Origin of the sequence: Pseudomonas sp. 8BK, assembly GCF_902506475.1 — a bacterium.
GTDB classification, from domain to species: Bacteria; Pseudomonadota; Gammaproteobacteria; order Pseudomonadales; family Pseudomonadaceae; genus Aquipseudomonas; species Aquipseudomonas anguilliseptica.
In genome coordinates, this window is the sequence record NZ_LR733252.1 from 526,774 (window position 1) to 549,259 (window position 22,486).

19 protein-coding genes and 1 pseudogene are annotated in these 22,486 nt (G+C 61.0%); 13 read left to right on the top strand and 7 right to left on the bottom strand.

Translation table 11 applies throughout. The annotated features are described in order from the left end of the window. Nucleotide 1 precedes the first annotated feature (1 nt). From ACIN8IBEIGE_RS02375 to lpxC, 4 genes are all read left to right on the top strand, one after another. The gene (locus tag ACIN8IBEIGE_RS02375) at nucleotides 2-877 is read left to right on the top strand and encodes a cell division protein FtsQ/DivIB (RefSeq protein ID WP_160013241.1); all 876 of its coding nucleotides are present in this window, start codon (nucleotides 2-4) and stop codon (nucleotides 875-877) included. A 20-nt stretch (nucleotides 878-897) separates the two neighbouring features. Next, nucleotides 898-2,145, top strand: a complete 1,248-nt coding sequence (gene ftsA, locus ACIN8IBEIGE_RS02380; protein WP_160013242.1) for a cell division protein FtsA — start codon at nucleotides 898-900, stop codon at nucleotides 2,143-2,145. A gap of 43 nt (nucleotides 2,146-2,188) precedes the next feature. Continuing rightward, nucleotides 2,189-3,376 carry a cell division protein FtsZ gene (gene ftsZ, locus ACIN8IBEIGE_RS02385; protein WP_160013243.1) on the top strand — a complete coding sequence of 396 codons (1,188 nt, stop codon included), beginning with the start codon at nucleotides 2,189-2,191 and terminating at the stop codon, nucleotides 3,374-3,376. 112 nt (nucleotides 3,377-3,488) lie between these two features. Continuing rightward, complete coding sequence (gene lpxC, locus ACIN8IBEIGE_RS02390) at nucleotides 3,489-4,400, top strand: UDP-3-O-acyl-N-acetylglucosamine deacetylase (protein ID WP_090382376.1); 912 nt, start codon at nucleotides 3,489-3,491, stop codon at nucleotides 4,398-4,400. An 83-nt stretch (nucleotides 4,401-4,483) separates the two neighbouring features. On the opposite strand, the gene ACIN8IBEIGE_RS02395 is transcribed toward lpxC, so the two are convergent. Further along, on the bottom strand, nucleotides 4,484-4,939 hold the full coding sequence (locus ACIN8IBEIGE_RS02395) for a DUF721 domain-containing protein (RefSeq protein WP_090382381.1): 456 nt from the start codon (nucleotides 4,937-4,939) through the stop codon (nucleotides 4,484-4,486). An 81-nt stretch (nucleotides 4,940-5,020) separates the two neighbouring features. Here ACIN8IBEIGE_RS02395 and ACIN8IBEIGE_RS02400 point away from each other — a divergent pair, with 81 nt between their 5' ends. The 7 genes from ACIN8IBEIGE_RS02400 to ACIN8IBEIGE_RS02430 all read left to right on the top strand — a co-directional run bounded on the left by ACIN8IBEIGE_RS02400 (nucleotide 5,021) and on the right by ACIN8IBEIGE_RS02430 (nucleotide 13,967). Further along, nucleotides 5,021-5,947 carry a M23 family metallopeptidase gene (locus tag ACIN8IBEIGE_RS02400; RefSeq protein WP_160013244.1) on the top strand — a complete coding sequence of 309 codons (927 nt, stop codon included), beginning with the start codon at nucleotides 5,021-5,023 and terminating at the stop codon, nucleotides 5,945-5,947. Between the two features lie 117 nt (nucleotides 5,948-6,064). Next, nucleotides 6,065-8,797 (top strand): preprotein translocase subunit SecA, encoded by a 2,733-nt coding sequence (gene secA / locus ACIN8IBEIGE_RS02405; RefSeq protein ID WP_160013245.1) that lies wholly within the window; start codon nucleotides 6,065-6,067, stop codon nucleotides 8,795-8,797. Between the two features lie 137 nt (nucleotides 8,798-8,934). Beyond that, nucleotides 8,935-10,152, top strand: a complete 1,218-nt coding sequence (gene argJ, locus ACIN8IBEIGE_RS02410; RefSeq protein ID WP_160013246.1) for a bifunctional glutamate N-acetyltransferase/amino-acid acetyltransferase ArgJ — start codon at nucleotides 8,935-8,937, stop codon at nucleotides 10,150-10,152. 126 nt (nucleotides 10,153-10,278) lie between these two features. Beyond that, nucleotides 10,279-10,911, top strand: coding sequence for a glutathione S-transferase family protein (locus tag ACIN8IBEIGE_RS02415; RefSeq protein WP_160013247.1), 633 nt, complete (start codon nucleotides 10,279-10,281; stop codon nucleotides 10,909-10,911). Next, the gene (locus tag ACIN8IBEIGE_RS02420; RefSeq protein WP_160013248.1) at nucleotides 10,908-11,849 is read left to right on the top strand and encodes a Nudix family hydrolase; all 942 of its coding nucleotides are present in this window, start codon (nucleotides 10,908-10,910) and stop codon (nucleotides 11,847-11,849) included. The genes ACIN8IBEIGE_RS02415 and ACIN8IBEIGE_RS02420 overlap by 4 nt, the downstream gene beginning before the upstream one ends. A gap of 69 nt (nucleotides 11,850-11,918) precedes the next feature. Beyond that, on the top strand, nucleotides 11,919-13,019 hold the full coding sequence (locus tag ACIN8IBEIGE_RS02425) for an HPP family protein (RefSeq protein ID WP_256665258.1): 1,101 nt from the start codon (nucleotides 11,919-11,921) through the stop codon (nucleotides 13,017-13,019). 54 nt (nucleotides 13,020-13,073) lie between these two features. After that, entirely contained in the window at nucleotides 13,074-13,967 is an 894-nt protein-coding gene (locus ACIN8IBEIGE_RS02430) for an RluA family pseudouridine synthase (protein WP_160013249.1), read from the top strand. 39 nt (nucleotides 13,968-14,006) lie between these two features. Here the strand turns inward: ACIN8IBEIGE_RS02430 and ACIN8IBEIGE_RS02435 are convergent, their stop codons facing one another. From ACIN8IBEIGE_RS02435 to ACIN8IBEIGE_RS02450, 4 genes and pseudogenes are all read right to left on the bottom strand, one after another. Beyond that, nucleotides 14,007-14,591, bottom strand: a complete 585-nt coding sequence (locus ACIN8IBEIGE_RS02435) for a cob(I)yrinic acid a,c-diamide adenosyltransferase (RefSeq protein ID WP_160013250.1) — start codon at nucleotides 14,589-14,591, stop codon at nucleotides 14,007-14,009. A 2-nt stretch (nucleotides 14,592-14,593) separates the two neighbouring features. Beyond that, nucleotides 14,594-16,612: an ATP-binding protein gene (locus tag ACIN8IBEIGE_RS02440; protein WP_160013251.1), complete on the bottom strand. Its 2,019-nt coding sequence runs from the start codon at nucleotides 16,610-16,612 to the stop codon at nucleotides 14,594-14,596. Nucleotides 16,613-16,657: 45 nt separating this feature from the next. Then, nucleotides 16,658-17,566: a putative 2-dehydropantoate 2-reductase gene (locus ACIN8IBEIGE_RS02445; protein WP_160013252.1), complete on the bottom strand. Its 909-nt coding sequence runs from the start codon at nucleotides 17,564-17,566 to the stop codon at nucleotides 16,658-16,660. Between the two features lie 110 nt (nucleotides 17,567-17,676). After that, nucleotides 17,677-18,553: pseudogene (locus tag ACIN8IBEIGE_RS02450) on the bottom strand (response regulator); the annotation flags it as partial. A 142-nt stretch (nucleotides 18,554-18,695) separates the two neighbouring features. Between ACIN8IBEIGE_RS02450 and ACIN8IBEIGE_RS02455 the strand changes: the two are divergent. Both ACIN8IBEIGE_RS02455 and ACIN8IBEIGE_RS02460 read left to right on the top strand, forming a co-directional pair. Further along, on the top strand, nucleotides 18,696-19,175 hold the full coding sequence (locus ACIN8IBEIGE_RS02455; RefSeq protein ID WP_090382450.1) for a YajQ family cyclic di-GMP-binding protein: 480 nt from the start codon (nucleotides 18,696-18,698) through the stop codon (nucleotides 19,173-19,175). A gap of 112 nt (nucleotides 19,176-19,287) precedes the next feature. Beyond that, nucleotides 19,288-20,121 (top strand): mechanosensitive ion channel family protein, encoded by an 834-nt coding sequence (locus tag ACIN8IBEIGE_RS02460; RefSeq protein ID WP_090382456.1) that lies wholly within the window; start codon nucleotides 19,288-19,290, stop codon nucleotides 20,119-20,121. 12 nt (nucleotides 20,122-20,133) lie between these two features. Here ACIN8IBEIGE_RS02460 and ACIN8IBEIGE_RS02465 read toward each other — a convergent pair whose 3' ends face one another. Then, nucleotides 20,134-20,859: a lipopolysaccharide kinase InaA family protein gene (locus tag ACIN8IBEIGE_RS02465; RefSeq protein ID WP_160013254.1), complete on the bottom strand. Its 726-nt coding sequence runs from the start codon at nucleotides 20,857-20,859 to the stop codon at nucleotides 20,134-20,136. Between the two features lie 51 nt (nucleotides 20,860-20,910). Then, nucleotides 20,911-22,458 carry an AmpG family muropeptide MFS transporter gene (locus ACIN8IBEIGE_RS02470; RefSeq protein ID WP_160013255.1) on the bottom strand — a complete coding sequence of 516 codons (1,548 nt, stop codon included), beginning with the start codon at nucleotides 22,456-22,458 and terminating at the stop codon, nucleotides 20,911-20,913. Nucleotides 22,459-22,486 lie beyond the last annotated feature (28 nt).

Below are 22,486 nucleotides of genomic sequence, written 5' to 3' on the forward strand. Positions count from 1 at the left end.
CATGACGGCCACCTTGCGTCACCAGCCAGGCTCGAACCGCGCTCCCGTGCGCGGCAAGCCTGCGCAGCGCGGCGCCAGCCGTTTGGTGGCCAAGGAACCGATCAGCCTGCGCATGAGCCTGCCGAAAGCCCGTTTCACAGGTATGGGCAGCTGGCTGAAGCGCCTGACCTGGCCGCTGTTGCTGCTGGCGTTGGGCTACGGCACCTATGAGCTGTCGTTGCGCGCGTTGCCCTATGCCGATCAGTCAATTGCGCGGATCAGCGTCGAAGGCGACCTCAGCTACGTCAATCAGCAGGCTGTGCAGCAGCGGATTGCGCCCTATGCCAGCGCGAGCTTCTTCAAGGTTGACCTGCTCAGCCTGCGCCGTGAGCTGGAGCTGATGCCGTGGATCGCCAGCGCCCAGGTGCGCCGCGTATGGCCGGATCAGTTGGTGGTGCGTCTGGAAGAACAATTGCCGATTGCCCGCTGGGGCGATGAGGCACTGCTGAACAACCAGGGCGAGGCGTTCGCGCCGCTGGAACTGGCGAATTACCCACACCTGCCGCAGCTGTATGGCCCCAAGCGTGCGCAGCAGCAGGTAATGCAGCAATACCAGGTGCTCAGCCAGATGCTGCGACCCATGGGCTTTTCCGTGGCGCGCCTGGAGTTGCGTGAGCGCGGCAGCTGGTTTCTCTCCACCGGGCAGGGCATCGAACTGCTGCTGGGGCGTGACCATCTGGTGGAAAAAATGCGGCGCTTCACGGCCATTTATGACAAGGCCCTGAAAGAGCAACAAGCGAATATCGCGCGGATCGATCTGCGTTATGCCAACGGCCTGGCCGTGGCATGGCGTGAGCCGGTAGCGCCCACGGCGGCACCAACCGCTGTCGTGCAGTGAATCAGGAGAAGGCAAGAGCCATGGCAAACGTGCAGAGCGGCAAGATGATCGTCGGCCTCGACATCGGTACCTCCAAGGTGGTGGCGCTGGTTGGTGAAGTGAATGGGGACGGCCAGCTGGAAATCGTCGGCATCGGCACCCATCCGTCGCGCGGCCTGAAAAAGGGCGTGGTGGTGAATATCGAATCCACCGTGCAGTCGATTCAGCGCGCTGTTGAAGAAGCGCAGCTGATGGCCGGCTGCCGTATCCACTCGGCCTTCGTCGGCGTGGCCGGCAACCATATCCGCAGCCTCAACAGCCACGGCATCGTCGCTATCCGCGATCGTGAAGTCAGCCCGGCCGACCTCGAACGAGTACTCGACGCTGCCCAGGCCGTAGCCATCCCGGCAGACCAGCGCGTGCTGCACACTCTGCCGCAGGATTACGTGATCGATAACCAGGAAGGCGTGCGTGAACCGCTGGGCATGTCCGGCGTGCGTCTGGAAGCCAAGGTGCATGTGGTCACCTGCGCCGTAAATGCCGCGCAGAATATCGAGAAGTGTGTGCGTCGCTGCGGCCTGGAAGTCGACGACATCATTCTTGAGCAGCTGGCCTCGGCTTATGCGGTGCTGACCGACGACGAGAAAGAGCTGGGCGTGTGCCTGGTGGACATCGGCGGCGGCACTACCGACATCTGCATCTTCACCGAAGGCGCGATCCGCCACACCGCGGTAATCCCGATTGCTGGTGATCAGGTCACCAACGACATCGCCATGGCTCTGCGTACGCCGACCCAGTACGCCGAAGAAATCAAGATCCGCTACGCCTGTGCGCTGGCCAAACTGGCCGGTGCTGGCGAAACCATCAAGGTGCCGAGCGTTGGTGATCGTCCGCCGCGTGACCTGTCGCGCCAGTCTCTGGCCGAAGTGGTCGAGCCGCGTTACGACGAGCTGTTCACCCTGATCCAGGCCGAACTGCGCCGCAGTGGCTACGAAGACCTGATCCCGGCGGGCATCGTCCTCACCGGCGGTACGGCGAAGATGGAAGGCGCGGTGGAACTGGCCGAAGAGATTTTCCATATGCCGGTTCGCCTGGGCATGCCCCAGGGCGTCAAGGGCCTGGCCGATGTGGTGCGCAACCCGATTTATTCCACAAGCGTGGGCCTGTTGCTGTATGGGCTGCAGAAGCAGACCGACGGCATCTCCATGTCTGCGCTTGGCAGCTACAGCGATGAACCCAAACAACCTGTGCTGGAACGGCTGAAACGCTGGGTCCAGGGCAATTTCTGATTTTGCAGTAGGCGTTACAACTAGAAAGTAAAGGAGAGGGAAAATGTTTGAACTCGTAGACAGCGCACCAGCAAGTGCAGTCATCAAGGTCATCGGCGTGGGCGGCGGCGGCGGTAATGCGGTCAATCACATGGCGAAAAACAACATTGAAGGCGTTGAGTTCATCTGCGCCAACACGGATGCACAGGCACTGAAAAACATCGGCGCACGTACCGTACTGCAATTGGGCACTGCGGTGACCAAGGGCCTCGGCGCGGGTGCCAATCCAGAAGTCGGCCGCCAGGCTGCCATGGAAGATCGCGAGCGTATCGCTGAAGTGCTGCAAGGCACCGATATGGTCTTTATCACCACCGGCATGGGTGGCGGTACCGGTACCGGTGCAGCCCCAGTCATTGCTCAAGTGGCCAAGGAAATGGGCATCCTCACCGTTGCGGTGGTGACCCGCCCGTTCCCGTTCGAAGGCAAGAAGCGCATGACTATTGCCGAAGAGGGTATTCGTGCGCTGTCGGAAAGCGTCGACTCGCTGATTACTATTCCGAACGAAAAACTGCTGACCATCCTCGGTAAGGACGCCAGCCTGCTGTCGGCTTTCGCCAAGGCTGACGATGTGCTGGCCGGTGCCGTGCGCGGTATCTCCGACATCATCAAGCGTCCGGGCATGATCAACGTCGACTTCGCCGACGTGAAAACCGTGATGAGCGAAATGGGCATGGCGATGATGGGCACTGGCTGCGCCAGCGGTCCGAACCGTGCACGTGAAGCCACCGAAGCGGCGATCCGCAACCCGCTGCTGGAAGATGTCAACCTGCAAGGTGCGCGCGGCATCCTGGTGAACATCACTGCCGGTCCTGACCTGTCCCTGGGTGAGTACTCCGATGTGGGTAACATCATCGAGCAGTTCGCCTCCGAGCACGCCACCGTCAAGGTCGGCACCGTGATCGATCCGGACATGCGCGACGAGCTGCACGTCACTGTAGTTGCCACTGGTCTGGGTGCGCGTATCGAGAAGCCGGTCAAGGTTATCGACAATACTGTGCAAGTTTCTGCCAGCACTGGCAGCAACGCAGCAGCTCCGGCGCGCGCCGAGCAGAGCGTCAATTACAAGGACTACGAGCGTCCGACCGTTCAGCGTCAAAGCCACAGCGGCGCTGCCACTGCGGCCAAGCTGAACCCACAGGATGACCTGGATTACCTGGATATCCCGGCGTTCCTGCGTCGTCAGGCCGATTGATGAAATGTATCAGGAGTATTGGGGTGATTGGTGTTCAGCAAAGGCCGGTTCTGCTATCATCGCCGGCCATTGTTGAAAACAATTCGCAACTAGTGCTATAGCGGCCAAAGCCATGATCAGACAACGCACCCTGAAGAACATTATCCGCGCCACTGGCGTCGGCCTGCATTCCGGGGAAAAGGTATACCTGACCCTGAAGCCGGCACCCGTGGACACCGGTATCGTGTTCCGTCGTACCGACTTGAACCCTGTCGTGGAAATTCCCGCGCGCGCAGGTAATGTTGGTGAAACCACCATGTCGACCACGTTGGTCAATGGTGATGTCAAGGTGGATACGGTAGAGCACCTGCTTTCGGCCATGGCTGGCCTGGGCATCGATAACGCCTACGTCGAGCTCTCCGCGTCCGAAGTACCGATCATGGATGGCAGTGCGGGTCCCTTTGTATTCCTGATTCAATCTGCTGGTTTGCAAGAGCAGGACGCCCACAAGCAGTTCATCCGCATCCTTCGTGAAGTGACAGTTGAAGAGGGCGACAAGCGCGCCACCTTCGTGCCCTTCGAGGGGTTCAAGGTGACCTTCGAGATCGATTTCGATCATCCGGTGTTCCGCAATCGCACCCAGTCGGCCAGCGTGGACTTTTCTAGCACCTCGTTTGTGAAGGAAGTCAGTCGCGCCCGCACCTTTGGTTTTATGCGTGATATCGAGTTCCTGCGTTCACAGAACCTGGCACTCGGCGGCAGCGTAGATAACGCCATCGTGGTAGATGAGTTCCGCGTGTTGAACGAAGACGGCCTGCGGTACGAGGACGAGTTCGTCAAACACAAGATTCTCGATGCAATCGGTGACCTTTACCTGCTGGGTAACAGCCTGATTGGTGAGTTCAAGGGGTTCAAATCGGGGCATGCGTTGAATAATCGCCTGCTGCGCACCCTGATCGAGCAGCCTGATGCATGGGAAGTCGTCACCTTTGACGATCCCAATACCGCGCCAATCTCTTACATGCGCCCGGTTGCGGCCGTGTAACGCAATACCCTCCTTACTTTGCTTTTTGAGGCCACCTTCGGGTGGCCTCTTTTTTGCCTAAATTTTAGCGGCCATCCGTGCGCTTACTCACTGGCCTTGCCGTGCTTGGCGAGGCGCTCCAGGGCCGCACGTAGTTTGGGGTCGCTGATGCCGTCGGCGGTGGCTTGGATGTTTTCTGCGGCGCTGTTGGATAGGCTGATTGTGCGACCCGGCGCACGCCTTTCGGCAGTCGGAGGTTGCACCTTGAACAGAATCTTCGTTAAGGTCGCGAATTCTTCGAGTGCCTGCAGCTGTTTCAACAAGCGTTTTTGTTGATAGCGCAGGCGCGTGGCCCAGTGGCCGTCGGTGATTATCAGCAACAGGCAACCCTCGCGCCATGACGCCACATGGCAGTGTTCGCGAGCAGCAGGTTGCAGCTGGCTTTCCAGTAAGTGCTGCAGACGATCAATGCGTTGCGCTTGATTGAACAGCGCCTTCAGGGGTTTCGCTTCGCGCAACAGCGCGGCGGGAGCCCGGGCCGGCAAAGGACGAAAAGTCATGGCAGGACGCCTGAAAAAGTGGAGCCGCCATGGTAGCAGAATCGCTGCTGCCAACTGACGCTTCACCATTAGGGGAAGGCCGTGCACATCATTCTACTTAGTCGGCATCACGGTGCCGCACGTTCACTCAGTCTGGATCTGCGTTGGTTGTTGCTGGCGTTGCTGCTGGCACTCGGCGCGGCATTGGCCAGCGGTGTTGCTGTGGGGGCCTGGTGGGCTCCGGCCACGGTTGCGGTTCAGGATGACTCGAAAATCAATCAGGTACTGGATGAACAGCGTGCCGAGGTGGGGGCTGTGCGTCTGGATGCGCAGCGCCAGCTGGATGCATTCGCTGTGCACGTGGCCGAGCTGCAGGCGCGTCTGACTCGCCTGGATGCGCTGGGCGCACGCCTGACCGAGCTGGCTGATCTGGATGCCAGTGAATTCGATTTTTCGCTTAACGTTGGCCAGGGTGGTGCGGAAGATGCCTTGGGCGATGCGGCTTATGCACCGCCACCTTTTATGGATGAGCTGGATCAGCTGAGCCTGCGTCTGGACAGTCGCGAGCAGTTGCTGGAGGTGCTTGAGCAGTTGATTGGTGACCGCCAGTTGAGTGAAGCCGAGTACCTCTCCGGCATGCCGGTGCGGCATGGCTATATGTCCTCGCCATTCGGTCGCCGCGTGCACCCACTGACCGGGCGCAAAACCCAGCATAAAGGTGTCGATTTTGCTGCCAAGCCGGGCAGTGATGTGGTCGCTGTCGCTGCTGGCGTGGTGAGCTTTTCCGGGGTCAAATCGGGCTATGGCAATGTGATAGAGGTCAGTCATGCCGATGGCTATACAACGCTGTATGCGCACAACAAGCAGAATATCGTGCAGATTGGTGATCTTGTGCAGCGCGGCCAGACCATTGCCAAGGTCGGTCGCAGCGGTCGTGCCAGTGGTTACCATGTGCACTTCGAGGTAACCAAGGATGGCCGAGTAGTTAATCCGGCCAGCTATATAGCTCGGGTCAACGACGTCGAATAACGCCGCTTTCCTCGTTTGCGTTTCCGGGTAGAATGCCCCCTTCGCACGCAGCCATAAAGGCTGCATGGGTCGCTGTTCAGCCGCCCTCAATCCATACGCCTGGAAGATCCTGTCGATATGTTTGCGCCTTTGTTGAAAAAACTCTTTGGAAGCAAGAACGAGCGTGAAGTCAAACGCATGCTCAAGGCGGTACAAGCCGTCAATGCCTTCGAGGAGCAGATGCTTGCCCTTTCCGATGAGCAACTGCGTGCCAAGACGGAGGAGTTCAAAGCCCGTCTGGCCAAAGGCGAAATCCTCGACCAGCTTCTTCCGGAAGCCTTTGCCGTGTGCCGTGAAGCTGGTAAGCGCGTCATGGGCATGCGCCACTTCGATGTGCAGCTGATCGGTGGTATGACCCTGCACGAAGGCAAGATCGCCGAGATGCGCACCGGCGAGGGTAAGACCCTGGTGGCAACCCTGGCGGTGTACCTCAATGCGCTGTCCGGCAAGGGCGTGCACGTGGTCACGGTCAACGATTACCTGGCCCGTCGCGACGCCAACTGGATGCGTCCGCTGTATGAGTTCCTCGGAATGAGCGTGGGTATCGTTACCCCCTTTATGCCGCCGGAAGAGAAGCGCGAAGCCTACGCCGCCGATATCACCTACGGCACCAACAACGAATTCGGTTTCGATTACCTGCGCGACAACATGGCCTTCAGCCTGGAAGAAAAATTCCAGCGCGAGCTGAATTTCGCCGTGATCGACGAAGTTGACTCCATTCTGATCGACGAAGCGCGCACCCCGCTGATCATCTCCGGCCAGGCCGAAGACAGTTCGCGCCTGTACACCGAGATCAACAAGCTGATCCCGCGCCTCAAACTGCACGTTGAGGAAGAGGAAGGCGTGGTCACCCAGGAAGGCCACTACAAGGTCGACGAGAAGGCGCGCCAGGTCGAGCTGAACGAAGCGGGCCACCAGTACGTTGAAGAGATGCTCACCGAAGTCGGCTTGCTGGCCGAGGGCGAGAGCCTGTATTCGGCGCATAATTTGGGTCTGCTGACCCACGTCTATTCGGGCCTGCGTGCGCACAAGTTGTTCAACCGCAACGTTGAATACATCGTGCAGAACAATCAGGTGCTGCTGATCGACGAACACACCGGCCGCACCATGCCCGGTCGTCGTCTGTCTGAAGGCCTGCACCAGGCAATCGAAGCCAAAGAAGGCCTGCCGATTCAGGCCGAGAGCCAGACCCTGGCCTCGACCACCTTCCAGAACTACTTCCGTCTTTACACCAAACTGTCCGGCATGACCGGTACAGCGGATACCGAAGCGTTCGAGTTCCATCAGATTTACGGTCTGGCAGTGATCGTCATTCCGACCAATCGTGCGTTGGCGCGTAAGGACTTCAACGACCTGGTCTACCTGACCGCGGACGAGAAGTACGCCGCCATCGTCACCGACATCAAGGAAAGCATGGCCCTGGGGCGTCCGGTGCTGGTCGGCACGGCCACCATCGAAACCTCCGAGCACATGTCCAAGCTGCTCAATCAGGAAGGCATCGAGCACAAGGTGCTTAACGCCAAGTTTCACGAGAAGGAAGCGGAAATCATTGCCCAGGCCGGTCGCCCTGGCGCGCTGACCATTGCCACCAACATGGCCGGTCGCGGTACCGACATCCTGCTGGGCGGCAACTGGGAAGTTGAAGTGGCCAGCCTGGAAAACGCCACACCTGAGCAGATCGCGCAGATCAAGGCCGATTGGCAGAAGCGTCATCAGCAGGTGATCGAGTCGGGCGGTCTGCATGTGATCGCCTCCGAGCGTCACGAATCGCGTCGTATCGATAACCAGCTACGTGGTCGTGCCGGCCGTCAGGGTGACCCGGGTTCCAGCCGTTTCTACCTGTCGCTGGAAGACAGCCTGATGCGCATCTTTGCCTCGGATCGGGTGAAGAACTTTATGAAGGCCCTGGGCATGCAGTCCGGTGAAGCCATCGAACACCGCATGGTCAGCAACGCCATCGAAAAAGCCCAGCGCAAGGTTGAAGGGCGTAACTTCGACATGCGTAAGCAGCTGCTGGAATTCGACGACGTGGCCAACGAGCAGCGCAAAGTGATCTATCACATGCGCAACACGCTGCTAGCTGCCGACAACATCGGCGAAACCATTGCCGAGTTCCGTCAGGAAGTGCTGGATCACACCATCAACCAGCATATTGCTCCGCAATCGCTGCCTGAGCAGTGGGATATCGCCGGCCTGGAAGAAACGCTGTACAGCAGCTTCAACCTGCGTCTGCCGATTCAGCAGTGGCTCGATGATGACCACAAGCTGTACGAAGAGACCCTGCGTGCACGGATTCTTGAAGAGCTGGTCAACGCGTACAACGAGAAAGAGAACGAAGCCAGCGCCGAAGCCCTGCGCACTTTCGAGAAGCAGATTCTGCTGCGTGTCCTCGACGACCTGTGGAAAGACCACCTGTCGACCATGGATCACCTGCGTCACGGTATTCACCTGCGCGGCTATGCGCAGAAGAACCCCAAGCAGGAATACAAGCGCGAGTCTTTCACCCTGTTCCAGGAACTGCTGGATTCGATCAAGCGCGACACCATCCGCGTGCTGTCGCATGTGCAGGTGCGCCGTGAAGACCCGGCTGAAGAAGAGGCTCGCCTGCGTCGTGAGGCCGAAGCATTGGCCGAGCGCATGCAGTTCCAGCACGCCGAAGCCTCGGCGCTGATGCCGCAAGCCGCAGAAGAAGAGGGTGATGTAGCGGTTGCCGTGGCGCCGGTGCGCACCGAGCCGAAGATCGGCCGCAACGAGCCGTGCCCCTGTGGTTCCGGCAAGAAGTACAAGCACTGCCACGGCCAGGTTAGTTAAACAGTCCGTGTAGAGCGGGTTGAGCCGACAGTGAAGTTGGCTATGCTTGGCCCAGCTTGATTAACGCCGCGAACGGTCTGACCGCTCGCGGCGTTTTACCATCGCAATCAGTCCTACCACCTCAAGGAGCGTTCTCTATGGCTGTTGGTCTTGGCCCGTTGTCTACCCTGCACCCGGTTCCAGGTTTCGAACTGGGCATCGCTTCGGCGGGCATCAAGCGCCCAGGGCGCAAGGATGTGGTAGTGATGCGATGTGCCGAAGGCTCCAGCGTAGCGGGTGTGTTCACCCTCAATGCGTTCTGCGCCGCGCCGGTGATTCTGGCCAAGAAACGTGTGCTGGGCAGCGTGCGTTACCTGCTGACCAATACCGGTAATGCCAACGCCGGCACCGGCGAGCCTGGCCTGCAGAATGCCACGCGCACTTGTGCTGCTCTGGCTCAGCTGGCTGGTGTGGATGAAGGCGCTGTGCTGCCGTTCTCCACCGGGGTGATTGGTGAGCCGCTGCCGGTCGAGAAGATCGAAGGGGCGTTGCAGGCGGCTCTCGACGACTTGTCCGAGAAGCACTGGGCCGAAGCCGCCACCGGCATCATGACCACTGACACCCTGCCCAAGGGCGCCAGCCGCCAGTTTGTCCACGATGGCGTCACCGTCACCGTGACCGGCATCAGTAAGGGCGCTGGGATGATCAAACCGAACATGGCGACCATGCTCGGTTATATCGCCACCGACGCCAAGGTCGCCCAGGCCGTGCTGCAAGACCTGCTGCGCGATGCGGCGAACAAGTCGTTCAACCGCATCACCATCGACGGCGATACCTCGACCAACGACTGCTGCATGCTGATCGCCACCGGCAAGGCCGCCTTGCCGGAAATCAGCCAGGCCAGCGGCGACCTGTTCGCCAAACTCAAGGAAGCGGTGTTTGGCGTGTGCATGGACGTGGCCCAGGCCATCGTGCGCGACGGTGAAGGCGCGACCAAGTTCGTCACCGTGCAGGTCAATGGCGGTGCAACCCATCAGGAGTGCCTGGACGTCGGTTATGCCGTAGCCCATTCGCCGCTGATCAAGACCGCACTGTTTGCTTCCGACCCGAACTGGGGGCGCATTCTCGCCGCCGTGGGCCGCGCTGGCGTGGCGCAGCTGGATGTCAGCCTGATCGACGTATTCCTCGGTGACGTGTGCATCGCCAGTCGTGGTTGCCGCGCCGCCAGCTACACCGAAGAGCAGGGCGCGGCGGTAATGGCCAAGGAAGAGATCACCATCCGCATCGAGCTGGGCCGCGGTGGTTGTAGTGAGACGATCTGGACCACCGATCTGTCCCACGAGTACGTGAAGATCAACGCCGAGTACCGCACCTGATCCGTCACGTACCGGCTGTTTGACGACCCGCATTCCCGTTGTTCATGCCCCCATGAGCAACGGGAATTTGCTATTGCGCCAGTCGCCTTTTAAGGTCATTCGACCTTCCCGCAGCGAGCGCAGCCCATGTCACTTACTCTGGTTATCGGCGACAAAACCTATTCGTCCTGGTCGCTGCGTGCGGCGCTGGCCCTGGAGCTGAGCGGCGCGCCCTATACCGAACAGTTGATTACCCTGAACCGGCCTGATACTCGCGCGCGGATTCTGCAGCACTCGCCGACCGGCAAGGTGCCGCTGCTGATCAGCGATGATGGCGCCATCTGGGATTCCCTGGCGATTGGTGAATACCTGGCCGAGTGCTTTCCCGCTGCCCAGTTGTGGCCGCAAGCCCGGGCGGCTCGCGCTCTGGCACGCAGTGCCTGCGCCGAGATGCACAGCGGCTTTGTCGCCCTACGCAGCCATCTGCCGATGGATCTCAAGCGCAATCAGGCGTTGGCGACGATACCGGCCGATGTCGTAGCCGATATTCAGCGCATCTGTGCGCTGTGGGCCGAGTGCCGGCAGCGCTTTGGAAAGGAAGGCGGCTTCCTGTTTGGCCGGCCGACTTTGGCCGATGCCTTCTTTGCCCCGGTGGCGGCGCGTCTGCGCGGTTATCAGGTGGCGCTGCCGGCAGAGGCTGCCGCCTATGTCGAGACGATCTATCAGTGGCCGGCGTTTCAGCGCTGGTACCAAGCTGCCCAGGAGGAACATTTGGCGTGAAACGTATTCATGTGGCCGCAGCAGTTATTCGCGGTGTGGATGGGCAGATACTGCTCGCCAAGCGTCCTGATGATAAGCACCAGGGCGGCCTCTGGGAGTTTCCTGGCGGCAAGATCGAGGCCGACGAAACGGTGCAGGCGGCCCTGGCCCGTGAGCTGGAAGAGGAGCTAGGCATCCGCCCAAGCGCTGCACGGCCGCTGATTCAGGTGCGCCACGATTACCCGGACAAGCAGGTGCTGCTGGATGTCTGGGAGGTCTCGGCCTTTACCGGTGAGCCCCATGGCGCTGAAGGTCAACCGCTGGCCTGGGTCAGCCCTCGGCAGTTGGGCGATTATGAGTTTCCCGCCGCCAATCGACCGATTGTCGCGGCCGCACGTTTGCCCGAGCGTTATCTGATTACCCCCGAGGGACTGAGCGGGCCCGAGCTGCTGCGCGGTATCCAGGCTGCCCTGAAGAGTGGCATTCGTCTGCTGCAACTGCGCGCTCCGGCGATGTTCGATGCGCAGTATCGCGACATTGCCGTGGATGCCCTTGGCCTCTGCGCGGGCAAGGCGCAGCTGATGCTCAAGGGACCGTTGGAGTGGCTGGGCGACTTTCCCGCTGCCGGCTGGCACCTGACGGCGCAGCAGTTGCGTGATTTGAGTGCTGGCGGTCGGCCATTTCCGGCGCAGCGCTGGCTGGCGGCTTCCTGCCATGGTGCGCAGGAGTTGGAGCTGGCCACGCAGATGGGCGTGGATTTCATCACCCTGTCACCTGTGCAGCCGACTCAGACTCATCCCGATGCGCAGCCGCTGGGTTGGACGCAGGTTGCCGAGCTGTTGCAGGGCTTCAATCAGCCGGCCTACTTGCTTGGCGGCGTTACCCCGGCTGATGCAGAGCGCGCCTGGCAGGTCGGGGCTCAGGGCGTGGCGGGGATTCGCGCGTTCTGGCCGGAGTAACTGCCGCCTGCGAGTAAAGGGCGTTATAGTCACGCCCTCAAATGGTGCGTTACAGGTGAGCGGTTGACGGTGCAAAGCATCAAGGCGTGGTTGAAGGGCTTCTGGCCTGCGCCCATGGCGGTCAGTCTGAATGAACGGGCGCTGAGCTGTGTCGGCGCGGTGCTGGGACTGCTGTTCAGTGGTTGGCTTTGTCATGAGGTGCTGGGCAGTGCCAGCCCCTGGCTGATTGCACCTATGGGTGCGTCTGCGGTGCTGCTTTTCGCCGTGCCGGCCAGCCCTCTGGCGCAGCCCTGGTCGGTTCTCGCCGGCAACCTGTTTTCCGCGCTGATTGGGGTGACCTGCGCCACCTGGCTCGGTCACGACGCATGGGTGGCCGCGCTGGCGGGCGGCTTGGCGATTGCCGGAATGTTTGCCTTGCGCTGTCTGCATCCACCGGGAGGTGCGGTGGCGCTGACAGCGGTGCTGGCCGGACCAGAAGTGGCCCAGCTGGGTTACCACTTTGCCCTCTACCCGGTGGGGCTGAACTCTGTTGGTCTGCTGCTGATCGCGCTGCTGTTCAATAACGCCTTGCGCCGGCAATACCCGCACCGCCCACTTGAGCATGGCAATGTGCACAAGACCCGTGACCCGATCCCCCGTGATCGTCTGGGCTTCACCCCGGCAGATCTGGACGCGGTGCTCAAGGCGCGTGGCGAGTTGCTCGATATTTCCCGCGAAGACCTGGAAGAGATTCTCCTGCAAACCGAAGCGCGAGCTTATCAGCGGCGCTTTGGTGAGGTGCGCTGTGGCGACATCATGTCCCGCGATGTGCAGACGCTGACGGAGCACGCCAGCCTTGCCGAGGCGCGTGTGAGTCTGCATGAGCATCGGCTGAGCGCCATGCCGGTACTCAATCGGCAGGGTGAGTTGCAGGGCATGCTCAGCCTGCATGACCTGTTGCTGGCCGAAGCCGATACGCAGGCGGTCAGTCAATGTATGCAGCGCCAGGCGCCGACCTGTCGCGCCGACTGGCCGGTGACCTACCTGCTGCAGATGCTCACGGATAGCGATGTGCATCGACTGCCCGTCGTCGATGACCAGCGTCAGTTGCTGGGCATCGTCAGCCAGTCAGATCTGCTGGCGGCGCTGTTTCGCATGTCATTGCAGGGGGCTGCGTCGGGCGCAGGTTAAGCGCGGGGCTGGGGTATCCTGTGTCCTTCCGCTGCCTGGTTGTTGAGAGTGTTCATGTCTGTAGAAGCCCGTTCCCCGTCGAATATGCGCCCCAGTACCCTGCATCTGCCGCGTGGCAACTGGGCGACGGTGTTCGAGTGCCTGTGTGCGCACTTCCCGGCGATTGCTCCGGCGGTGTGGCAGGAGCGGATCGCCCGTGGCCGGGTGCTGGACGCGCAGGGGCAGCCGTTCGACATGGCCTCGGCTTACCGTGAAGGGCTCAAAGTGCATTACTTTCGCGAGGTTCCGGCGGAGACGCCGATTCCTTTCGAAGAAACCGTGCTGCATGTCGATGAACATTTGCTGGTGGCTGACAAACCGCATTTCCTGCCGGTGATGCCGGCCGGCGAATACGTCGAGCAGACCTTGCAGGCGCGCTTGGCCAAGCGTCTGGGCAATGCCGATCTGGTGCCGCTGCACCGGATTGATCGGCACACCGCCGGCCTGGTGCTGTTTTCCACCAATCGGCAGAGTCGTGGTCAGTACCAGGCGCTGTTTCGCCTGCGGCAGATGGACAAGTGCTACGAGGCGCTGGCGGCGGCCCTGCCACAGCTGGACTTTCCGTTGCTGCGGGCCACGCGGCTGGAGGGCGCCGAGCCGTTTTTCCGCATGCAGGAAGTGGCCGGGGAGGCCAATACGGAAACCCGTATCGAGGTCGCCCAGCGTCTGGGCGAACACTGGCTGTACCGGTTGTATCCGGTCACCGGCAAGAAGCATCAGCTGCGCGTGCATTTGGCCGCACTGGGCGCGCCGATTCTCAATGACCCGTTCTACCCCGAGGTCACCGATGCGCCCGATGCAGCGGATGACTACAGCAAACCGCTTAAGTTGCTGGCCCGTGGGCTGAGCTTTATCGACCCGCTAAGCGGCGAGCGGCGTAGCTTCGAAAGCCAGCTCAGTCTGCTCTGAAGGCGAAAACAGCGTTATCCACCCTGCGCGTCTACAGGCTTAGTTTTGTGGCTCTTTGGCTGCCGCCTGCCAGAGCACTTCAGCTATCCCCTGACGTTTGGCGATCAGCCGCGCGGCGACAAACAGCAGGTCTGACAGGCGGTTGACATAGGCCAGGCCGACGCCGCGAATCGGCTCCACGGCGTTCAGGTGCTGGCAGCGGCGCTCGGCGCTGCGGGCCAGGCTGCGGCATACATGCGCCTGGGCGATCAGGCGCGAGCCACCGGGCAGGATGAAATTCTCCAGTGGCCCGACCTCTTCGTTCCAGCGGTCTATAGCGGCTTCCAGTCGCTCGATTTCCGGCGTCTGCAGGGCCTGGTACTCGGGCATCGCCAGTTCACCGCCAAGGTCGAACAGGCGGTGCTGGCAGGGCGCGAGCACGTCGATAATCTCGCCCAGCCCCGGGCACTGGGCGTGCTGTTCGGCAAGGTCTGCCAGCAGCAGGCCGATATGGCTGTTCAGCGTGTCCACTTCGCCCATGGCATCCACCCGTGGGTGGTCCTTGGTCACGCGTCGGCCATCGGCCAGGCCGGTTTCGCCGGCATCGCCGGTGCGGGTGTAGATTTTCGAGAGGCGGTAACCCATGTTCAGAGACCTGTGTCAGGTGTGGCGGTAGTCATGGGCAGGCGCAGGGTGAAGCAGGTGCCCTGGCCGGCTTTGGACTGCACTTCCATCTGCCCTTTGTGGTTATTGGTGATGATGAAATAGGACACCGATAGGCCGAGCCCCGTGCCCTGGCCGACTTCCTTGGTGGTGAAGAACGGCTCGAAAATGCGTTTGCGCACCGATTCGGGCATGCCGACGCCATTGTCTTCCACCTGGATTTCCGCCCAGGGCGGCGCCAGGCGTACGCGCAGGGTGATCTGCCCCGGTGTTGTGTTGTCGTCGCGCTGGTGGATGGCCTGGGCAGCATTCTTCAGCAGGTTGAGCAATACCTGTTCCAGTTCGTTGGCGGTGGCCGGTACGGGGGGGAGATCGGCGGCAAACTCGCGCTGAATGGTCAGGCTCTTGAAGTCGAAACTCTCGGTCAGGTCGAAGTCATTGCTGGCGATTTCGACTGCCTGATCAACCAGCGCCGGCAGCTGGCACGGCGCCAGTTGGCGGTCACTGCGGCGGCTGAAATTGAGCATATGGCTGACGATCTTCGCCGCACGGCTGCCGGCCTGCTGGATGCCGTCGAGCAGGCGCGGGATTTCCCGGGCGTTGAGGTAGCGGTCGATGGCTTCCAGGCAGATGCCGGCCTGTGCGGCCTGTTCACGGTTCTTTTCCAGCTCGGGCGACAGGCGTCGGCGGATGTTCTGCACGTTGTGCAGGATGGCGCCCAGGGGATTGTTGATCTCGTGCGCCATGCCGGCGGCCAGGCCCCCGACCGAGAGCATCTTCTCCGATTGCACCATCATTTCTTCCAGGTTGAGGCGCTGGGTGATGTCGTCGATACGGATCACCACGCCACGACCACTGCTGCCTGTCAGTGGATAGAAGGTCAGGGCAAAGTGGCGCGGTTGCTCGTTGCTGCCCCAGGTGACCCGCTCGATCTTTTCCACCTGATGCTGCTCGACGGTGCGTCTTAGCTGCGGCAGGTAGGGCTTGAGCGGCGGGAAGGCGAGGAAGATCGGCTGGTTCAGCGCTTCGTCCAGGCGGGTGCCGGAGAGGCTGCTGGCTTCCTGATTCCACTGGGTGACGTAGAGCTGTTCATCGAGGGCAATCAGCGCCGACGGCATGGAGTCGATGATGCTGTTGAGGTACTTCTGAAAACCAGTAAGTTTCTTCTCGATCTTGCTGCGCACCTGCACTTCCAGTTCCAGTTTGCGGTTGGAATGGCGGGTTTCCTCGGCCAGGTGCTGAGCCTGGTCGAAGGCTTCCTGAGCGTCGTCACGAGCGCGCTTGAGCTGCTGCTCGCGGGCTTCGATACGTACCAGCATGGTGTTGAAGGCATCGGCCAGGCTGCCGATCTCGTCGCGGTTGCCGCGGCGCGCGCGCAGGGCGTAGTTCTCTTCACGGGTGACCTGGCGCGAGAGTTCTTCCAGACGGCGGATCGGCCGCGTGATCAGGCGGCGTACCTGACGCGAGACGATCAGCCAGAGCACTACACTCAAGGCCAGAATCACCAGGCTGGCGGTCAGTGTGCCGGTGTAGAACACCCCCGGCAGTTCGCTGGAAGCTACCAGCAGCAGATGGCCGGAGTTGCCCGTGGCCTGCGGCAGTTCGACCAGCTGGTTGAGGCGAAACTCGCTGTGGCGCCAGGACTCGACCTCTTCGACACGCTGCGGCAGCTGCAGTCTGGTGCCGCGCTGCAGCTGTGCCAGGTTCAGGCCTTTGGCGTCATAGATCACGGCCGCACGCAGCGGCGCGTAGTCATCCAGGCGGCGGAGCAGGGCTTCGGCGGCAGCAGGGGAGCTCAGCGCTTCCTTGCTTAGTGGTGGGCTGGCAATCAGCCGGCCGAGGGTATGCAGGGCCTGGGGTGCCACACTTTCTTGGGAGATCCAGTAGGCCGCGCTGATAAAGGCCAGGTTGGCCACCAGCAGCACGGTGGCGAGCAAGGCCAGCAGCGCGACCAGCAGTTTGCGGCCGACCGGTAGGTTTTCGAGGCTCTGACGCAGAGGCATGGCGGCTGTCGCGGTGGCGGAAGTGCGGGCAGGTTAACGCGCCGCTCAGTGGCTGGGCAATCCGCGTGCATCAAGGTGGGCCAGCAGTTGTCTGTGCAGCGCCTGTAGATGTGGCAGCACCAGTTGGTGGCGTTGCGCGGCGTGGCAGGCGTAACCCAGCAGGTAGGCAATTTCCGTGCGGCGGCCCTGGCTGACATCCTGATGCATGGAGGAATAGTTGGCCGCGGTGGCCCGGATTACCCGTTGCACTTCGTTATGCAGGTCTTCGGCGGCGGCGCTGTGGCCACTGCTGTGCAGCAACTCGCTCAGTTCGCTGCACAGGCAGGCGACCTGCGCCGGGTGTTCACGCAGCCCGCCATTGCGGCAGTCGTGCAAGACGGTCAGCGGGTTGATCGCGCAGTTCAGCGCCAGCTTGCGCCACAGACGGCTGAGGATATCCAGGCTCCAGTCGTGAACAATGCCGGCCTGGCGCAAGTCGTCCAGCCAGGCGGATGGATGCAGATCCAGTGGGTCGCCGAGCCAGGTATGGCCGTGGCCGGCAAACACCACCTGAAAGTCCGCCTGACGAAACGCGCCTTCGGTGCTGGAAGCAAAGATGCAGCGCGCCTGGGGCGCTACGCGAGCGACTTCGTCCTGGCTGCCCAGGCCATTTTGCAGCAGCAGGATTTCGGCGCCAGGCGCCAGGCGTGGCGCCAGTTGGCTTACGGCTGCTGCGGCGTCATAAGCCTTGCAGGCGAGCAGCAGGCGCTGGATCGGCTGGGGATCATCGGGTGTTTGCGCGCAGATGGGGTACTGCTGTGGCTGGCCCTGCTCAATCAGGGTCAGCCCGCCGGCCTGTTGATAGCTGTGCAGGCGCGACGAATCGCGCAGGATCAGCTGCACCGGCAGGCCGGCTCGCGCCAGACGCGTAGCCCACAGGGTGCCAAGGCTGCCGGCGCCGAGGATATGCCACATGCGAGGCGCGGGTTACTGCGGCAAGGACAGGCGCAGGGCGGTCACCAGTCCGGTCTTGTGTGATTCGGGCAGTATCCGGGTGGCATGGTCGGTAATCTGGTCCGGGGTAATGGGTAGGCCTTTTGCATCCAGACCCACCAGGCTGATACCTGCCTTGAGGCTGATAAAGCCTTCGCTGGTCTTGAACGCCTTGAGGTTGATGCCTTCATGCAGGCGCTTGAAGCTGCTGGGCGAGCATTCATGCAGATCGGCCAGCAAGGTAATCAGGCCGAAGTGACACTCATCCAGGCGTACCAGAACATCCAGTGGCCGCACCAGTTGTTGCAGGCGCCGTGCTACGCCAGTAAGCAGCTCGTTGTAGAAGGTGTCGCCATGCCGCTGGTGCAGCTCATGCATGCCCTGCAGGCCAATCATCAGATAGCACAGCGCGCCACCGCGGGATTCGACCTGGCGCAGGCTATCGAGCATTTTCTGGTGCAAGTAACGGGTGTTACCCAGACCAGTGAGCGGGTCGATCAGGTTGCGCTGTTCCAGGCTGGCGATGTTTTCGGTGAGCAGGCGGTTTTCCTGCAACAGGCGCTGCAGGGTGTTGCACAGACGATCGGCGGCATAGACGCGCGGCACCAGTTGCTCGTTCATTGCGGCCTTGCTGATGAAGTCATCGACACCGCTGTCGAAGGCTTCACCCAATACGTTTTCGCCTTCCTTGCCGGTGAGCAGGATGACGTAGGTGTAGTGGTGGGCCATTTCATCGAACTGGCGCACCTGCACGGTCAGCTCCAGGCCGTTCATCTCCGGCATCAGCCAGTCGGCGAGCAGGACGCTGGCCGGGCGTTGTTCCAGCAGGCTGATGGCTTCGGCGGCGCTGCTGGCAAAACGGAGGTCTTGATAGCCCGCCTGGGTCAGGGCGCGCCCGATCATGGCGCTGGAGAACTTGGCGTCATCGACGACCAAAATGCTCAGGTGGGGGTTCGGCATGGGCAGGCTCGCTAGGGGGAAATCACGTGGGCCCGATACTTCGCCGGGCAGTGTGTGTTGCTACCGCTATATAATGGCCGGGTTTTTTTACCGTCAAGCTAGGCGTGTCCCGTTCGTGATGCAGGGCGCGCCGTCTATCTGGAGTAAGCCCATGCCCTCGTTCGACGTGGTGTCCGAGTTGGACAAACATGAAGTTACCAACGCCATCGACAGCGCTATCAAAGAGCTGGATCGCCGTTATGACCTACGCGGTAAAGGTAGCTTTGAGCTGAAAGAGCTGACTGTCAACCTGACAGCTGATGCGGATTTTCAGTTGGAGCAGATGGTTGAGATTCTCAAGCTCTGTCTGGTCAAGCGCAAGATTGACGTGCAGTGCCTGGAATTCAAGGACGCCTACGCGTCGGGCAAGAGCGTCAAGCAGGAAGTGATCCTGCGTGAAGGGATCGAAAAAGACCTGGCGAAGAAGATCGTCGCGCATATCAAGGACATCAAACTCAAGGTGCAGGCTGCCATTCAGGGGGAGCAGGTGCGTATTACCGGCAAGAAGCGCGATGACCTGCAGGAAGCGATTGCTGCCCTGCGTGCCAAGGACTTCGGCATGCCGTTGCAGTTCAACAATTTTCGCGATTGATGCGTAGGAGTTGAACCTTGCCGCCGTACAGGCGTCGCAACGGTGTTGGTGCAGTAAAACCGCCACGGCTTGCCGTGGCGTTTTATTTTCAAAGGTTTACAAGGATTAACAGATGGATATGAACGTCGAACAACTGGTGAAGATGTCAGAAGCCTGGCTGCCTGTGGTGCTCGAATACAGCGGCAAGCTGACCCTGGCCTTGATCACCATGCTGATCGGTTGGTGGCTGATCAGCAAACTCACCGGCAGCATTGGCCGCTTGCTCAATATGCGTCAGGTCGACCGCGCGCTGAGCAGCTTTATCTGCAGCCTGGTCGGTATCGTGCTGAAAGTGCTGCTGCTGGTCAGCGTGGCTTCGATGATCGGCGTGGAAACCACTTCCTTTATAGCGGTGATCGGTGCTGCCGGTTTGGCTATCGGCCTGGCCTTGCAGGGCAGCCTGGCGAACTTCGCTGGTGGAGTATTGATCATGCTGTTTCGCCCGTTTCGTGCTGGCGACTGGATTGAGGCGCAGGGCGTTTCGGGCAGTGTCGACAGCATCCAGATTTTCCATACCACGCTGAAAACCGCAGACAACAAGGTGGTGATTGTGCCCAATGGCAGCCTGTCGAACGGCCATATCACCAATTATTCGCGTGAATCCACGCGGCGTGTCGATATCAATCTGGGCATCGATTACTCAAGCGACATCAAGCAAGCCCGCGAGGTGTTGCTGGATATCGCCAGGGACCCGCGGGTGCGCCAGGATCCGGCGCCTGTGGTGTTTGTTACCGGCTTGGGTGATAGCGCGATCAACCTGTCACTGCGCATCTGGGTGGCGACGCCGGATTTCTGGCCGGTCACTTTCGCTTTCACCGAGCAGGCCAAGGAGCGTTTGACTGAGGCCGGCATCGGCATCCCATTCCCGCAGCGGGTGGTGCATCTGGTGCAGCAATCCACTGCCTGACGGAGCGCCGAGTTAGCGAGTTGTGGCGTTATAGAGCGTTTTGAAATTGCGGCCCATCGCACGCTGGTAATGGCCGATCAGGCTTTGCCAATCGGCCTGATCCCAGGGCGAATGGCGCCGCAGTTGTAACATGTCGTGCAACGCAGCCTGCTTGCTGGTCAGACGACGGCGGCATTTCTCGAGGTCGAGCAGTGCTACCTCGGGAGTCAGCGTCTGTCCTTCGCCGCTGATGCGCACAAAGATATGTTTGATGTAGAGGCAGCCGTGTTGCCAGCGCGCGGTATGCAAACTCGCCAGGCTTTGCGCTACTTTCTGCAGCAATTGTTGGTGCAGTGCTTCGCCGTACCGCTCGCGGCCATTGCCTGCATACCATTCATCAATAGGTTGAAAGCCGTCCAGTGCTTTGGTCACTAACAAGGCGCGCCAGCCCTGGGCGTTATGTTCCGCCGCGCAGTAGATGATCTCCGGGACGGTTACTCCCGCTTTGCGAGCGCCGAGCAGTGCATCGCGTTCGCGTAACACGGTGGGGCGGCCAAAGGGATGGAGCAGGCTGCGGTGGATATGCCCGGTCTGACGTTTGGCATAGAGCAGCGTATCGTCCTTCCAGATGCGCTGAACGCCGCTGTGGCCGCCGCGGCGGTCATTGGGCTCTTCGACCCATTCTCCCTGGATCTGCCACCAGCTCTCGAGGTTGGCGGGGCTAAATAAACTGCTGACGTTACTGAATGCTACGGTCATGGTCTGCCCTTTTGCGAATAGCAGGATAGAGCAAGACTCTTGCCAGTTTGTTCAGTCAGGCTGCTCTGCGGTGTTAATCGCGTTGGCATCACAAGCCTGAGGCCGTTCGCGGCGCCATTGCAGAATGATCAGTAGCAGCGTCGGAATACCCAGCAAGGCGGTAATCAGGAAAAAATCGGCGTAACCGAATTTCTCCACCATCACTCCTGAGTAACCACCAATCAGCCGTGGCAGTAGCAGCATGATCGAGCTGAGTAGGGCGTACTGGGTGGCGGAGAACTTCAGGTTGGTCAGGCTCGACAAGTAGGCGACAAATGCCGCTGTGGCCAGACCGGCGCTGAAGTTGTCGGCGGAAATGGTCACGATCAGCATCTGCAGGTCTGCGCCCATGCCGGTAAGCATAAGGAACAGCAGGTTGGTCGCCGCCGAGGCGGCGCCACCGATAAACAGGATCGGCAGAATACCGAAACGCACAATCAGCAGGCCGCCAAAACCTGCACCAATAAGGGTCATCACCAGGCCGAACAGCTTGCTGACGCTGGCGATCTGATCCTTGGTAAAACCCTGGTCGATGTAGAACACGTTGGCCATCACGCCCATCACGGTGTCCGACATGCGGTAGGTGGCGATCAGCCCGAGCAGCAGAAAGGCCTGCCAGCGGTAGCGCACGATAAAGTCGTTGACCGGAGTCAGCACCGGTGCCAGGCCGCGGCGGCCCATGGTGGACAGGCACAGGCTGGTGAGGATGGTGTAGAGCAGGGCGCGCAGGAAGGCGCGGTCTTCCAGTAGCAGGTCGAGCATGCTCGCCTCGCCGTTGATCACGCTGGCAAAGTCGGTGTGATAGAACTGGGTAAACATCGCCGGTACCGATACCAGCAACACAATCAGTACCAGTACCGAGGCGATCTGGTGGCTGAAGCCATAACGCGCAGCGGCCAGTTGCGTTCGCAGTGGCACATCCGGCTCGCGCATCCACAGGCTGGTGAGCAGGCCGGGCAACATCAGCAGGGCAAACAGCAGGTAGGTACCGGCCCATGCGCCGTGCTGATAGAGCAGGGCGGTGGAACCAAAGCCTTCGGCGAAATACAGCGCGCCGGCGGTAGCCAGCAGGGCGGCGACCCGGTAGCCGGCCATATAGCTGGCAGCCAGCGCGGCCTGGCGGGTGTCGTCGACGATTTCCAGGCGGTAGGCATCGACGGCGATGTCCTGGGTGGCCGAGGCAAATGCCACCAGTACCGCCAGGGAAATCAGCCAGGTCAGGTGGGTTTGTGGGTCGCACAGGGCCATGCCGGCGAGGCCGATGGCGATCAGAATCTGTGATAGCACCAGCCAGGAGCGGCGGCGGCCCAGCTTGCCCAGCAGCGGCAGGCGCCACTGGTCAAGCAGCGGCGACCAGACCCATTTAAAGGCGTAGGCCAGGCCGATCAGGCTGGCAAAACCAATGGTGTCGCGAGCCACTCCGGCTTCGCGCAACCAGACCGAAAGGGTGGAGAACACCAGCATATAGGGCAGGCCAGCGGCGAACCCTAGAAGCAACAGCACCAGTGTCGAGGGGCTGGAGTAAGCAGCAATGGCATCACGCCAGCTTTTACGGGGCATTGAGCGAGTTTCAGCCTGATTTTGACCT